The organism is Peterkaempfera bronchialis, from assembly GCF_003258605.2.
Lineage (GTDB): Bacteria > Actinomycetota > Actinomycetes > Streptomycetales > Streptomycetaceae > Peterkaempfera > Peterkaempfera bronchialis.
Genome location: NZ_CP031264.1, coordinates 990735 through 1004996 on the forward strand (window position 1 = coordinate 990735; position 14262 = coordinate 1004996).

General features: G+C 70.4%; 10 protein-coding genes. 7 read left to right on the plus strand and 3 right to left on the minus strand.

Annotated elements, in window-relative coordinates:
- The first annotated feature begins 17 nt into the window (after window positions 1–17).
- The gene (locus tag C7M71_RS04330; RefSeq protein WP_111491815.1) at window positions 18–1445 is read left to right on the plus strand and encodes an ABC transporter ATP-binding protein; all 1428 of its coding nucleotides are present in this window, start codon (window positions 18–20) and stop codon (window positions 1443–1445) included.
- A gap of 40 nt (window positions 1446–1485) precedes the next feature.
- Here the strand turns inward: C7M71_RS04330 and C7M71_RS04335 are convergent, their stop codons facing one another.
- Together C7M71_RS04335 and C7M71_RS04340 are read right to left on the minus strand one after the other, a co-directional pair.
- Complete coding sequence (locus C7M71_RS04335; protein WP_111491816.1) at window positions 1486–1899, minus strand: ArsR/SmtB family transcription factor; 414 nt, start codon at window positions 1897–1899, stop codon at window positions 1486–1488.
- A gap of 79 nt (window positions 1900–1978) precedes the next feature.
- The gene (locus C7M71_RS04340; protein ID WP_111491817.1) at window positions 1979–2737 is read right to left on the minus strand and encodes an SDR family NAD(P)-dependent oxidoreductase; all 759 of its coding nucleotides are present in this window, start codon (window positions 2735–2737) and stop codon (window positions 1979–1981) included.
- Between the two features lie 416 nt (window positions 2738–3153).
- On the opposite strand from C7M71_RS04340, the gene C7M71_RS04345 reads away from it, so the two are divergent.
- A complete protein-coding gene (locus C7M71_RS04345) occupies window positions 3154–5577 on the plus strand; it encodes a DUF4832 domain-containing protein (protein WP_111491818.1) in 2424 nt (807 codons plus the stop codon).
- A gap of 37 nt (window positions 5578–5614) precedes the next feature.
- On the opposite strand, the gene C7M71_RS04350 is transcribed toward C7M71_RS04345, so the two are convergent.
- The gene (locus C7M71_RS04350) at window positions 5615–6802 is read right to left on the minus strand and encodes an ROK family protein (protein WP_111491819.1); all 1188 of its coding nucleotides are present in this window, start codon (window positions 6800–6802) and stop codon (window positions 5615–5617) included.
- Window positions 6803–6999: 197 nt separating this feature from the next.
- On the opposite strand from C7M71_RS04350, the gene C7M71_RS04355 reads away from it, so the two are divergent.
- From C7M71_RS04355 to C7M71_RS04375, 5 genes are all read left to right on the plus strand, one after another.
- Window positions 7000–7959: a carbohydrate ABC transporter permease gene (locus tag C7M71_RS04355; RefSeq protein WP_111491820.1), complete on the plus strand. Its 960-nt coding sequence runs from the start codon at window positions 7000–7002 to the stop codon at window positions 7957–7959.
- Window positions 7960–7976: 17 nt separating this feature from the next.
- Window positions 7977–8858: a carbohydrate ABC transporter permease gene (locus C7M71_RS04360; protein WP_111491821.1), complete on the plus strand. Its 882-nt coding sequence runs from the start codon at window positions 7977–7979 to the stop codon at window positions 8856–8858.
- Between the two features lie 80 nt (window positions 8859–8938).
- A complete protein-coding gene (locus tag C7M71_RS04365; RefSeq protein WP_111491822.1) occupies window positions 8939–10300 on the plus strand; it encodes an ABC transporter substrate-binding protein in 1362 nt (453 codons plus the stop codon).
- A 35-nt stretch (window positions 10301–10335) separates the two neighbouring features.
- Complete coding sequence (locus tag C7M71_RS04370) at window positions 10336–11808, plus strand: glycoside hydrolase family 36 protein (RefSeq protein WP_111491823.1); 1473 nt, start codon at window positions 10336–10338, stop codon at window positions 11806–11808.
- A gap of 139 nt (window positions 11809–11947) precedes the next feature.
- On the plus strand, window positions 11948–14095 hold the full coding sequence (locus tag C7M71_RS04375; RefSeq protein WP_114914183.1) for a DUF4832 domain-containing protein: 2148 nt from the start codon (window positions 11948–11950) through the stop codon (window positions 14093–14095).
- Window positions 14096–14262 lie beyond the last annotated feature (167 nt).

Sequence of the window (14262 nt, forward strand, 5' to 3'; positions counted from 1 at the left end):
AGTATCTGGAGCACATCATGGTGCTGAACACCCTGCGCCACCTGCGCGCCGAGCGCCGGGCCCGGGCCGGCATCGCCTACCTCACCGCCGACAAGGCCCGCCGCCCCGCCGACGGCGAGCTGCTGCTGGAGACCGTGGGCCTGACCAAGTCCTACGCCGGCGCCGACGGCGAACTGCCCGTCCTGTCCGGCATCGACCTCCAGGTCCGGGCCGGCGAGATCGTCGCCCTGCTCGGCAGGTCCGGCTCGGGCAAGTCCACCCTGCTGCGCTGCCTGGCCGGCCTCGTCCCGGCCAGCTCCGGCACCGTCACCTACAAGGGCACGCCGCTGACCGGAGCCAACCCCGGCACCGCCATGGTCTTCCAGACCTTCGCCCTGCTGCCCTGGCTGACCGTGCAGCAGAACGTGGAACTGGGCCTGGAGGCCAAAGGCGTGCCCGCCGTCGAGCGCGCCGACGCCGCCCGCCAGGCCATCGACCTGATCGGCCTGGACGGCTTCGAGTCCGCCTACCCCAAGGAGCTGTCCGGCGGCATGCGCCAGCGCGTCGGCTTCGCCCGCGCCCTGGTCGTCGAGCCTGATGTGCTGATGATGGACGAGCCGTTCTCCGCCCTCGACGTCCTCACCGCCGAGAACCTGCGCGGCGAGCTGATGGAGCTGTGGGAGTCCGGGCAGTTCCCCACCCGCGCTATCGTCCTGGTCACCCACAACATCGAAGAGGCCGTCCTGATGGCCGACCGGATCGTCGTCCTCGGTGCCCGCCCCTACGGCACCATCCGCGAGGTCTTCGACGTCGGCCTGAACCGTCCCCGCGACCGCAACGCGCCCGCCTTCGAGGAACTCATCGACCGCGTCTACCGCACGATGACCGGTCGGCAGAAGGAGACCCGCACCCCGGGCCGCCACGAGCCGGCCGCCCTGGACAGGCGCAGCCCCGCCAACACCCCGCTGCCCCCGGCAAGCGTCGATGGACTGTCGGGCCTGGCCGAGATGGTCCTCAACCGGGCTGGCCGCTGCGACCTGGCCGACCTCGCCGACGAGCTCGGCCTGGAGATCGACGACCTCATGCCCCAGGTCGACGCCCTCGACCTGCTCGGCTTCACCACCCTCAGCGGCGACGACCTGGTGCTGACCGGCACCGGCACCGCGTTCGCCGGCGCCGACGTCCAGGAATCGAAGAAGATCTTCGCCAATGCGGTCCGCAACGCCCCCCTGGTCACCCTGATCACCAAGAGCCTGTGCCAGAACCCCGCCGGCACCCTGCGCGCCGGCTTCCTCCGCGACCTGCTGGCCCACCACTTCACCGTCGAGCAGGTCACCCGCCAACTGGAGACCGCCACCGACTGGGGCCGCTACGCCGAGCTCTACTCCTACGACGCCGAACCCCAGGAATACCGCCTCAACGAGAGCGACGACACACGCCACCCCGCCGCCAGAGGGCAGCACTGAACCCGCGCCGGGCACACCGCTGCCACCGCCCCGGGACCTGTCACCGCCCCGGGACCACCCGCGCCACCGTGGGCCGCCCTGCCGCAGCACCCCGCTCCAGCACGGCGGCCACCTCGCCGCCGTGCCCCCCGCCATCCCCCGCATCCGGGGCCGCACCCTCGTTCGCCGCCAGCACCGCGCCCACCAACAGTGCCCGCACCTGCGGGCCGGCAGCCCGGTAGAAGATCCGCGTGCCTTCCCGCCGCGAGACCACGAGACCAGCCGCACGCAGCTTCGCCAAGTGCTGGGAGACCGCCGCCACATGCGCGCCGATCAGCTCCGCCAGGCCGCTGACCGGCAACTCCCGCTCGCTCAGCGCCCACAGCAGCCGATACCGCGACGGGTCGGCCACCGCCTTGAGCACCGCCACGGACCGCTCGGCCTGCTCCTCATCCCACGCTACTTGCGTCTCCATGCAAATATGTTAACCGTTCGCATGCTCGATACCGCAGCGCCGTCTGCGTGGGTCAGGGCGCGGCCCTGACGCTGCCGGACTAGGTGAGGGGCCCGCCCGCCATCAGGCCACCGTCGACCACGAGGATGTGCCCGGTGACATAGCTTGCCTCGTCCGAAGCCAGGAACCGGACGGCCTCGGCGATCTCCTCCGGGGTGCCCGCCCGGTGCATGGGCAGCACCGAGTCGACCGCGTCACGCGCCGTGTCGTCGCCGGTGAACCGCTCGTACATGGCGGTCCGGGTGTAGCCGGGCGCGACCGCGTTGACCCGGATACCGTGGTCGGCGCCTTCGAGCGCGGCCGCCTTGGTGATGCCGACGACGGCATGCTTGCTCCCGACGTACAGGGTCGCCCCGGGGTAACCCATCAGGCCGAAGGTGGAGCTGACATTGACGATGCTGCCGCCGCCCTGCTCCCTCATGACCCGGAACTCGTGCTTCAGGCAGAGCAGCGTCCCCTTGACATTGGTGTCGAAGGTGGCCTGGTAGCCCTCGTCGGTCACCTCGGTGACAGGGCCCGGTGTCCCCTCGGTGCCGGCGTTGTTGAAGGCGACGTCGATCCGCCCGAACCGTGCGACCGCGCGGTCGACGAGGTCCTGCACCTCGGTGTCGAAGCGGACGTCGGCCCGTACGAACTCGGTCGGGGCGCCGAGGTCGGAGAGCTCCCTGGCAAGCTGCTCACCCACGTCCTCGTGGCGGCCGGAGACCACGAGGTTCGCGCCGTGCCGGGCGTACGCCAAGGCGGTGGCGCGGCCGATGCCGGTGAGCGCGCCCGTGATGAGGACGACGGGATCGGTCACGTCAAGGGTCCTTCCCGCAAGCACACGGATGAATGACCGGGCGAGCAGTTCGGAGCACGCACGATCCTCTGGCAGGCGCGTATCGCTCGGCACCTGCAAGGAAGGTGTCCCAGCCGGACGGCAGCCGCACCGGACCCGACCGCCGCGTCCATCGAACGGCGGCACGTGACAGCCCGTCCGGCCCACCCGCATGCGCTCACGCCCACCGGCGGCCGGTGGGGGCGGCCGTGCTCTCCCGCCCCCTTGTACGGGTGAGGGAACCCTGCTTTTCTTTGCATGTACATGCGTCAAGGCTGCGGCTACTCGGGAGGCCACGGCGAGACGAAGCGTCGCCACGGGCGATGCGCTCTCGTTCCGTCCGCACATCCCTTGTCCTCGTGCCGGCTCGGGTCGGCACCACAGCCGAAGGAATCGACATGACGCCACGAAGGGTGGTGTCGTTGCTGGCGTTGCTGGCGACGCTCCTCTTCTGCACGGCTCTCCCGGCCACCGCCGCTCAGGGCGGTCCGCCCCCGCGTCCCCCGGTCTCCTCTCCGGTGGACTCCAGCCTGGCCACCCACAGCTACGGCTATGCCGACACCCCCGTCGGCCAGCCGATGAAGGGCATCGCCCCGTACCTGTTCCCCGGCGACAACTACGACGCCAAGTTCCCCGGCGGGGTGCTGTGGAGCTACTTCGCCCTCAACGAGGTGATGAAGGACCCCTCGGACTGCAACACATTCGACTGGACCATCTTCGACAAGGCGCTCGACGAGGCCGCGGTCTGGGGTCGCCAGCTGGCCTTCCGGTTCTATGTGGAGTACCCCGGCGGCACCGCCTCGCACCCTGCCAACGGTATCCCGCCCTGCCTCAACGGCAAGGCCGCGATGCGGACCAACGGCTTCTGGGGGACCGTCAGCCCGGACTACGACGACCCGCACACCATCGAGGCGTTCACCAACTTCGTCAACGCCTTCGCCGCGCGCTATGACCGCAGTGGTCCCGGCGGCACCGCGGACCCCCGGATCGCCTTTATGACCGCCGGCCTGGTCGGGCTGTGGGGTGAGTGGCACACCTGGCCCTACGATCGGGACACCTCGGACGGGTACCCCGACCTCTTCCCCACCGACGCGACCGTCGCCAAGCTGGTCGGCGCCTTCTCCAAGGCCATCCGCAACATCCCGGTGGAGATCCGGTACGGGGACCTGGCCGGACTCGCCGGTGCGTCCACCATCGGCCTGCATGACGACTCCTGGGACTACAAGGAGTTCCGCGACAGCGGTCTGGGCGGGATGACCCTGCCGCAGTCCATGGGCGGCTGGTCCGACGCATTCCTCCAGCGGGCGCTGGACGGCGGCACCGAGAACCGGTGGACCACCGCGTCGGTCGGCGGCGAGGCCCGGCCGGAGATCCAGGGCCAGATCTACAGCACCTGGCCCGGTGGCAGCGGCCAGGTCGACAACACCCTGGCCGCGACCGAGCTCACCCACGTCACCTGGATGATCAACCAGACCGGGGCCGGGAGCTACAGCACCACCGATCCCAAGGTGGCCGCGGGCGTCCGCAGGATGGGTTACAACCTCTACGTCCCGCACGCCGACTTCAACAGCCCGACCGGCTCGTCCCTCAAGGTCGGGGTGACCATGCAGAACGACGGCGTCGCGCCCTTCTACCAGCCCTGGACCGTCCAGTTGGGCCTCCAGGACGCCGCCGGGAAGCTGGTCAGGAGCTGGGACACCCCGTGGGACCTGCGCACCGTCCAGCCGCTGAAGATCCGGGCCTTCCCGGACTGGAACGTCGGGGCCGACCCGACCTACCTCGACTACGGCCGACCGGTGAACTTCGGGGCCACGGTCGACACCACCGGGGTCCCGGCGGGGAGCTACACCCTGGTGATGCGCGTGCACAACCCGCTGGACGCCGTCACTCCCCAGGTCCTGAAGTCGCGCCCCGCAGCCCAGCGGCTCAGCGACGACGTCATCTCCCACTACCGCGCGCCGTACCCGCTGATGTTCGCCAACGCCAACCAGCGCGCCGACGGCTGGCTGAACCTGGGCTCCCTCGGGGTCGGCGGGGGCGGCGGCGGTGACACCACGCCGCCGACGGCACCGACGCTGACCGCGACCGGCCACACCGCCGCCTCGGTGTCGCTGAGCTGGTCCGGGGCCACCGACAACGTCGGCGTCACCGGGTACGACGTCTACCGGTCCGGCAGCCTGGTGGGCTCCACCGCGAGCACCACGTACACCGACACCGGGCTCACCGCCGGAACGGCGTACAGCTACACCGTGCGGGCCCGGGACGCGGCCGGCAATGTGTCCGCCGACAGCAACCGGGTCACCGTGACCACCGACACCGGCAGCGGTGGCAGCAGCGGTGGCGGTGATGGCGGCACACCGCCGACCGGGCTGGTGGTCGACAACTTCGACGGGACGCCGCCCTACCCGTCGTCCGCGCTGAACGACCTGGGCAGGTGGACCGGCGGCAACAGCTTCCTCAACGGCGGCGGTGCGGGCGAGGTGACCGGCGGGGCGCTGGTCCTCCAGTACAGCAACGGCGGCTGGTTCGGCAGCGACATCTACACCGACGTCTCGGACAGGCACGACCTGGTCCTGCGGCTCAAGGGCGCGCACGGCGGAGAGGAAGGCGACTTCCAGCTGTCGCTGGGGGGCGTGACCAAGGTGTTCAAGGACTTCGTCCTCGCCGACGGCAGCCACCCGAAGGTGACCGGCTCCTTCACCGACATCAGGATCCCGCTCGCCGCCAACGGCATCAACGCGAGCGCTCCGGGCCAGCTGTCCATGGGCTTCTGGTACGGAGGGAGCAGCACCCTGAGCATCGACTCGCTGTCCTTCCAGTAAGGCCACGCGGCGCGGAGCGGCTCAGCCGCTCCGCGCCTCACCCGCGGTCCCGGACGAACTCGGGGGTCGCCGGAGGAAATGCCAGGCCCTGCTCCACGGCTCGGGCCAGGGCCGCGTCGACATGGCTCCAGGCGATCTGGATGCCGCCGAGTGCCACCGCGTCGCCGCCCAGGGTGGAGACGGCGACGGCCGGCATCAGCGGGCAGAGCCGGTGGAGGTTGTCCCGTACCAGGTCGACAAAGAGGTCCGCGGAGTTGGAGCTGCCGCCGCCGAGGACCACCAGCTCCGGGTCGATGGCGAGGATCATCGCCGCGATGCCGACGGAGAGGGCTTCGGCGAAGGCGCTGACGGCCTTGAGGGCCTCGGCGTCGCCCTGCCGGGCCGCGGTGAACATCTCGTGCCTGGTCGGCCGGCCGGTGGCCGGGGGCCGACCGGAGTAGGTCTCGAGTTCCAGCTCGCGCCAGCGCAGTTGGGGCAGTTCGCCGATGATCCCGGTCCCGCCGCGGTGTCCCCGGTAGAGGTCGCCGTTGGCGATGATGCCCGCGCCGGTGCGGTTCCCGCACAGGATGTAGACCACGTCGCGGGCGCCCCGGGCCGCTCCCAGCCGGTGCTCGGCGACGGTTCCCAGGGCGCAGTCGCCCTCGACGAGGACCGGGCAGTCGAAGTCCTCGGCGAAGGCTGCGGCGAGGTCGAGCCCGATCCACCCGGGCATGCCCTCGCCGCCGAAGTGCCGTACGCCACCGTCGGTGATCACGCCGGGTGAGCCGATGGCGACCGCCCACAGGTCCTCGGCCCGGGTGTCGGCCTCCTTGAGAGCCGCGGTCATGGCGCTGCGGGTACTGCGCAGCCGGTCGGCGGCGGGATCCTGCTCCGAGACCGCGAGCGTGTGCGAGGACAGCACGGTGCCCTGGAGGTCGGCGACGACGGTGTGGATGTGGTGGGCGCCGATGTCGGCCGAGAGCAGTCGTCCGGCCTCACCGGCGAAGCGGTAGCTGACGGCGGGTCGGCCCATCACCGGCCGACCGGACCGTTCCTCGGGGGCGGCGGTGGCGGCCCAGCCGAGCTGGACCAGATCGCCCAGCACGGCCTCCGCCGTGGTCCGGGAGAGGCCGGTGGCCTCGGTGAGGTGACTGATCGTCCGGGGTCCCCGGCGCAGCTCAAGGAGGAGTGCGAGCGAGTTCATCCGCCGCAGCAGGGAGCGGTTCCCCGCCACGCTCGATGCCATTGACATTGCCGACTCCCTTGACACGCGGTTGGGTCCGCCGTTCACTTACATCGCCAAGTTGCGAATGTATATCACTCGTCGGCTCCTGCCCACCCGCCCACGGCGGGCACTGCCTCCGGGGCGGCAGGTCATGCCCTGAGCACCTCATTCCCCCATACCCCAAGACACCCCCGTTCCGAAGACGCAGAGAGGCACCGATGAGCACACTGCCGACCGCTGCCGAGGGGAGGACCACCCCCGGCCCCGGTCCCGGCCCCCGCTCCGGACCGCCCCGCCGGGGCGCGGGCCGCAGCCAGGGCTTCACCGCCGCCGTCTTCCTGGCGCCCGCCCTGCTCGGCTTCGCGCTGTTCTACGTCTACCCGGCCGTCCGCGGCGCCTATCTGTCCTTCACCGACTACAACCCGGTGTCCTTCCTGCCGGCCGAGAACGTCGGACTCGACAACTACAGCCATCTGCTCCATGACCCGCTGTTCTGGAAGTCCCTGCGGGTCACCGCCTGGTACGTGCTGCTCAACATAGGCTCGCAGACGGTACTGGCCCTGATCCTCGCCGCGCTGATGGCGCGGCTGACCCGCTCCGTCGTGCTGCGCGCCGCCCTGCTGGTGCCCTGGCTGGTCCCCAATGTCACCGTCGGCCTGCTCTGGGCCTGGCTGCTGGACGCCAACCTTGGCTTCGCCAACCATCTGCTCACCACCCTCGGGGCACCCGCCCAGGGTTTCCTGGCCGACCCGGACCAGGCCATGCCCGTCATCGCGGGCATCAACACCTGGGCCTACACCGGCTACACGGCCCTGCTGCTGTACGCCGGGATGATGCAGATCCCCACCCAGATCTACGAGGTCGCCGCACTGGACGGGATCGGAGAGGTCCGCACCTTCTTCAAGGTCACCCTGCCGCTGCTGCGACCGGTGCTGGCCCTGGTCCTGGTGGTCTCCCTGATCGGGTCCTTCCAGATCTTCGACACCATCGCCGTCACCACCAAGGGCGGCCCGGTCAATGCCACCCAGGCCATCTACTTCTACATCTACCGGCAGGCGTTCGGCTATCTGCACATGGGGTACGCCAGCGCGCTGGCCATGACCCTGGTGCTGATCCTCGGCGTGCTCACCTTCATCCAGTTGCGCCTGTTGCGGGCCTCCCGATCCGACCTGGCCTGAGAGCGAGGAGCCCCATCATGCGCACCCGCAGCAACCCCGGCCGGATCGCCGCCTGGATCTTCCTCGGCGCCGCCCTGCTGATCACCCTGTTCCCCTTCTACTGGATGGTCCGCACCGCGCTCACTCCGGCCAGGGGCCTCTTCGGCGACAGCTCCTCGCTGCTGCCGCACTCGCCGACCCTGGTCAACTTCGAACGTGTGCTGGGCCTGACCACCGATGCCGAGGCCCGCGCCGCAGGAGGCACCGGAGCCCGCATCGACTTCCTGCTCTATCTGCGCAACTCCATCATCTACAGCGTCGTGATCGCCGTCGGACAGACCCTGTTCTGCGCCATGGCCGGCTACGCCCTGGCCAGGCTCCGCTTCCGCGGCCGGGAAGCGGTCTTCGCCCTCGTCATCTCGGCCCTGACGGTCCCGCCGATCTTCAGCCTGCTGCCCAACTTCGTCCTGGTGAAGTCACTCGGCTGGCTGGACACCTGGCAGGGCATGGTGGCCCCGACCCTGCTGATGACCCCGTTCGCCGTCTTCTTCCTGCGGCAGTTCTTCCTCTCCATCCCCCGGGAGATCGAGGAGGCCGCGATCCTCGACGGCGCTGGCGTATGGCGGCAGTTCGTACAACTGATCCTGCCGATGACCAGGGGGCCGCTCTTCACCATCGGCCTGATCACCGCCGTCAACTCCTGGAAGGACTACCTGTGGCCGCTGCTGGTCGGCCGCGACGACGACACCCGGCTGATGACCGCGGCCCTGGGGGTCTTCCAGCAGTCCGGCCCCAACACCTCCCCCGACTGGACCGGGCTGATGGCCGCCTCCGTCCTCACCGTCGTCCCCGTCCTGCTCGTCCTGCTGCTCTTCGGACGCCGCCTGGTCCAGTCGATCAGCTTCACCGGCATCAAGTAGCCCCCGTCCCCATTCCCCCTGGCCACACCACCCGATCCACGCACCTCCTGCCCGAAGAAGCCCGAAGAAGGAAGACGTCGATGAACGCCACCTCCCGAAGAAGCGTCGCCCTCCTTGCCGCCGCCGCGCTCGCCGGCCTGGCCGGCTGCGCCCACTCCTCGGGCTCCAGCAGCCCCGACGGCAAGGTCACCCTGAACTACGCCCTGTGGGACGACAAGCAGCTCCCCGCCTACCAGGCGTGCGCCGACGCCTTCACCCAGCAGAACCCCGACATCTCCGTGAAGATCACCCAGACCGCCTGGGGCGACTACTGGCAGAACCTCACCACCGAGCTGGCCGCAGGCGATGCCCCCGACGTCTTCACCGACCATGTCGGCTACTACCCCAAGCTCGCCGCGAGCGGGCAACTGCTGGACCTGCAGCCTCTGGTCGACCGGGACAAGGTCGACCTCGGCCGGTACCAGCAGGGCCTGGCCGACCTCTGGGTCAAGGACGGCAAGCGCTACGGCCTGCCCAAGGACTGGGACACCATGGCCCTGATCTACAACAGCGACATGCTGAAGAAGGCCGGTGTCGACCCGGCGTCGCTGAAGGACCTCACCTGGAACCCGCAGGACGGCGGCACCTTCGAGCAGCTGATCGCCAAGCTCACCGTCGACAGCAAGGGCCACAACGGCCTGGACCCCGCGTTCGACAGGAACAACGTCGCCGTCTTCGGCTACCAGCCGGACTACGACTCGGGCGGCGCCCCCGGCCAGAGCAGCTTCGGGAACTTCGTCGCCTCCATGGGCTTCGAGTTCACCGACCAGAACCCCTTCGGCACCAAGTTCCACTACGACGACCCGAAGCTCGCCCAGACCATCGACTGGCTTGCCTCCCTGTCCGCCAAGGGCTACTCCCCCAAGCTCGACAAGACCTCCACCCTCGGCACCGACGCCGTCCTCAACGCGGGCAAGGCCGCGCTGGGCATCACCGGGTCCTGGAACATCAACACCTACCTCGGACCCACCGCCAAGCAGAAGTTCGCCTTCGCCGAGCTGCCCATCGGCCCGGCCGGCCGCAAGAGCATGATCAACGGCCTCTCGGACGCCGTCTTCGCCGGCACCAAGCACCAGGACGAGGCGTGGAAGTGGGCCAAGTTCCTGGCCTCGCCTGCCTGCCAGGACACGGTCGGTGAGAACGCGGTGGTCTTCCCCGCGATCACCTCCGCATCCGACAAGGCCCTGGCCGCCCACCAGGCCGCAGGCCAGGACGTCAGCGCCTTCGTCGACGAGGCCCACGCCCCCGGCGGCACCTTCTTCTGGCCCATCACCGACCACGGCGACGAGATCGCGGCCGCCGTCAAGGACGCCGTCTTCAGGGTCTACCTCGGGCAGTCCGCCGCAGCTCCGGCCCTGGCCGACCTGCAGAAGCAGGTCGACGCGCTCTTCGCACAGGGCTGACCCCGGCAGCCGTCTCCCCCACTCGAAGGACCTCCATGGCAATCGTGATCGACCTCGGCGGGCGCAGCCTCGCCGTCCAGGCCGCAGGGACTCCCGAAGCCGTCAGCGGCGGTGTGATCCTTCCCCCCGGACGGGTCGCCGTCCTGCACGGCCAGGGCGACACCGAGTTCTACCGGCACGGCTGGAACTCCTGGTCCCCCACCGGCTGGCGCACCCTGAGCAGCCCCCCGCTGTGCATCTCCGACCCGCGCCGCCGCCAGACCGCGGACGACACCGTCTGGCACGACGAGCGCCGCCACCACTCCTCCGCAGTGGCCGCGCTCGACCTGCGCGACGGCACGGTGCTGCTGCTCGGCTCGCTGGGCCTGGGGAACCCGCGCCTGACCGCCGACCAGGACACCCTGGTCGGCTGGTACGAGAGCGGCGCGGCGCCCTGGTTCCTCGCCGCCGGCCCGGAGACCGAGGTCTTCTCCCGCTACGCCGAACTCCTCGCCAAACACCTGGGCGGCAGGCGCAACCCGCCGACCACCCGCACCGTCTGGTGCAGTTGGTACTCCTACTACGAGGACATCGACGAGGCCGGGCTGCTGGCCGAGCTGCCCGCCGTGGCCGAGCTGCCCTTCGAGGTGTTCCAGGTCGACGACGGCTGGGAGGAGGTCGTCGGGGACTGGGAGGCCAACGCCAAGTTCCCCTCCGGGATGGCCCACCTCGCCGAACGGGTCACGGCCGCCGGGCTCGCCCCCGGGCTGTGGCTGGCCCCGTTCATCGCCCTCCCCCGGTCCCGCACCGTACGCGAGCGGCCCGAGCTGTTCCTCCGCGACCGCCAGGGCGGCCTCGCCGTCACCGGCTACAACTGGGACACCGGCTACCACTCCCTGGACCTCACCCTCCCCGAGGCCCAGGACCACCTGCGGAGCATCATCGCCCGCGTCGTCGGCTGGGGCTACCGCTACCTCAAGCTCGACTTCGTCTACGCCGCCGCGGCAGCCGCCGAGCGCGCCCATGACATCGGCCGCGAGGAGGTCTACCGGGACGCCCTGGCACTGATCCGGGAGACCGCAGGCGAGGACGTCTACCTGCTGGGGAGCGGCGCGCTGCCGCTGCCCTCGCTCGGGCTGCTCGACGGCATCCGGATCGGCCCCGACGTCGGCCCCTTCTGGAGCCACTACGGCCTCGACGACCCCTCGGACGCCGCCGCCCGCAACGCCGTCGCCGTCTCCGCCGGCCGCCTGTGGCTGGACAACCTCTACGACATCGACCCCGATGTCGCCATCTTCCGTACCCAGCGCAGTCTGCTCACCGACGACCAGCGCCGTATCCTCGCCGACCTCGCCACCGCCTGCCGCTTCCGCGCCGTCTCCGACCCCCCTTCCTGGCTCAGCGACGCCGAACGCGCCCAGCTGACGGCCTTCCTGACCGCGGATCCCGACATCCGGTGGCTGGGCCGCAACCGGGTCAGCCTCGACGGCCGCCGCATCGACTTCCCCGTCGACCTGCCCCAGGGCTGACAACGTCGGCCCTGCCGCCATCGCACCATCCCAGGACCGGTCGGCCCCCGGGGGCGATCCCGAGCGCCCCCGTGGGCCGGCCACCCCAGCACGTTCGCACCGCACGGACCCCGCAGCCCCCGAGCTCAAGGACCACGCCATGCCACGAACGAGCACCCCCTCCCCCGCCCCCGCCCCCGCCCTCACCCCCGCCCTCCGCAGCCGCCGTCTGCCGCGCGCCGCCGTCTCCACGGTGCTGGTCGCCGGACTCGGCATCGCGGCCGCCGTCACCGCCCTCCCGCAGGCCGCGGCGGCGACCACCACCGCGACGTACACGGCAGACCTGGCCACCGTCTTCCCCAACCCCGAGCGCGGCTTCCACAACCGCTATGAGATCGTCGACAACCCGGCGGTCAACGACTACGCGAGCAACACCATCTCCGGGTTCAACCCCGACATGCTCGACCGCACCTTCGCCCGGGCCCGCGCCGACGGCGACACCCTGATCCACAGCTACGTCCACCTGGACAAGTACAAGAACGGCGACCTTCCGCAGGCCCTCCTCGACAACCTCGCGAGCGGCCTCGCCGCCATCCGGCAGAACCACCTGAAGATCGTGCTGCGCTTCGCCTACACCTGGTCCGAGTCCTCCGCCGTCCCCGAGGCGCAGATCATGCGGCACATCGACCAGGTCGCCCCGGTGCTCAATGCCAACGCCGATGTCATCGAGCACCTCGAAGCCGGCTTCCTGGGCGCCTGGGGGGAGTGGCACGACAGCCAGTACACCGACTTCTTCAACGCCGACCAGGCGCTGGTGCGCTACCGCATCGTCAAAAAGCTCACCAGCAGCCTCTCCTCGACCATCCCGGTCGCCTTGCGGTACCCCATCTTCTACAAGGAGATGATGGACCGCACCACCGCGCCCCCCGACTGCACGCTGCCCAACGGCTGCCTGCTCACCCAGTCGGAGAAGGACCGGCTCGGCTTCCACGACGACTGCTTCCTGTCCGACAGCGCCGACATGGGCACCTACGACCAGAACTCCTGGATGGGCTGGTACTACGTCGAGCAGAAGAAGCAGTGGATGTACGACATGCGGACCTCCGGCGGCGGCAACAAGATGGTCGGCGGCGAGACCTGCGACTCCGCCGGCGACGACGACGCGGCCGGAGTCAACGCCCAGCGCGAGATGGCCGCCCTGCACTTCACCGAGATCAACGAGGACTACGCCCCGGTCAACCTCGACCTCTGGAAGGCCGCCCACCTGCCAGCGACCGCCCAGGACCCGGCGGAGACGCTGTTCAACCGGGCCAGGCGCAAGCTCGGCTACCGCCTGCGGCTGAAGGACGCCACCTTCCCCACCTCGGCCGCTGCGGGCTCCACCTTCAGCTTCGCCGCCCACCTGGCCAACGACGGCTACGCGGGGCTGATCCACCAGCGCCCGGTCTTCCTGGTCCTCGACGACGGCACCCACCGCTACAACGTCCAGCTCGGCGGCGTCGACGCCAGAACCTGGCTCAGCGGCGACACCACCCTGGCCACCCAGAACGTCACCCTGCCCGCCGGCATGGCCCCGGGCACCTACAAGCTCGCCCTCTGGCTGCCCGACCAGGCCACCAACCTGCGCAGCGATCCGGCGTACTCGGTCCGCCTGGCCAACCAGGGCACCTGGGACGCAGCCGCCGGCTACAACGTCCTGGCCCGCGACATCGCCATCGGCGGCAGCGGCTCCACCCCGACCGACCCGCCCACCGACCCGTCCACCAACCCGCCCACCGACCCGCCCAGCAGCAGCCCCACCCCGACCGACCCCGCATCCCCCACGCCGACCTCGTCGCCGACCGTCCCGGCCGGTGCCGTGCTGGTGGACGACTTCGACAATCCGGCGAGGTACACCGCGAACCTGAACGGCCTGGGCAGGTGGACAGGCGGCAACAGCTTCCTCAACGGCTCGGGATCGGGCGCGGTCGCCGCCGGAGCGCTCGCCCTCCAGTACGGCAACGCCGGCTGGTTCGGCAGTGACATCTACACCGACGTGTCGGCCAAGCAGTACCTGGTCCTGCAACTCAAGGGCGCGCACGGCGGAGAGGAAGGCGACTTCCAGCTCTCCGTGGGAGGCGCGAGCAAGGTCTTCAAGGACTACGTCCTGGCCGACGGCAGCCACCCCAAGGTGACCACCTCCTTCACCGACATCCGCATCCCGCTCGCCGCCAACGGCATCAGCGCAACCGCTCCGGGCCAGCTGTCCATGGGCTTCTGGTACGGCGGCTCCAGCACCCTCAGCCTCGCAAGCATCTACTTCGCGTAACCGCCACCCCCCTGAACGGCCGGCCCCCGGGGTCGAATCCCGAGCCTCCCCGAGGGCCGGCTCAGCGACGTCGCGTCGTCACTGAGCCGATCCGCGACCCGCCACCAGGCTCGCTGCTTCGAGGCGGTGCACTGGTCGAACGTGCCTACCGCGGGACCGGGCACCGC

Excerpts from the sequence above, each read along its gene's own strand:
- C7M71_RS04355 (WP_111491820.1), top strand. The coding sequence starts at position 7,000 with ATGAGCACACTGCCGACCGCTGCCGAGGGGAGGACCACCCCCGGCCCC.
- C7M71_RS04360 (WP_111491821.1), top strand. The coding sequence starts at position 7,977 with ATGCGCACCCGCAGCAACCCCGGCCGGATCGCCGCCTGGATCTTCCTC.
- C7M71_RS04365 (WP_111491822.1), top strand. The coding sequence starts at position 8,939 with ATGAACGCCACCTCCCGAAGAAGCGTCGCCCTCCTTGCCGCCGCCGCG.
- C7M71_RS04370 (WP_111491823.1), top strand. The coding sequence starts at position 10,336 with ATGGCAATCGTGATCGACCTCGGCGGGCGCAGCCTCGCCGTCCAGGCC.
- C7M71_RS04350 (WP_111491819.1), bottom strand. The coding sequence starts at position 6,802 with ATGGCATCGAGCGTGGCGGGGAACCGCTCCCTGCTGCGGCGGATGAAC.
- C7M71_RS04335 (WP_111491816.1), bottom strand. The coding sequence starts at position 1,899 with ATGGAGACGCAAGTAGCGTGGGATGAGGAGCAGGCCGAGCGGTCCGTG.
- C7M71_RS04330 (WP_111491815.1), top strand. The coding sequence starts at position 18 with ATGGTGCTGAACACCCTGCGCCACCTGCGCGCCGAGCGCCGGGCCCGG.
- C7M71_RS04345 (WP_111491818.1), top strand. The coding sequence starts at position 3,154 with ATGACGCCACGAAGGGTGGTGTCGTTGCTGGCGTTGCTGGCGACGCTC.
- C7M71_RS04375 (WP_114914183.1), top strand. The coding sequence starts at position 11,948 with ATGCCACGAACGAGCACCCCCTCCCCCGCCCCCGCCCCCGCCCTCACC.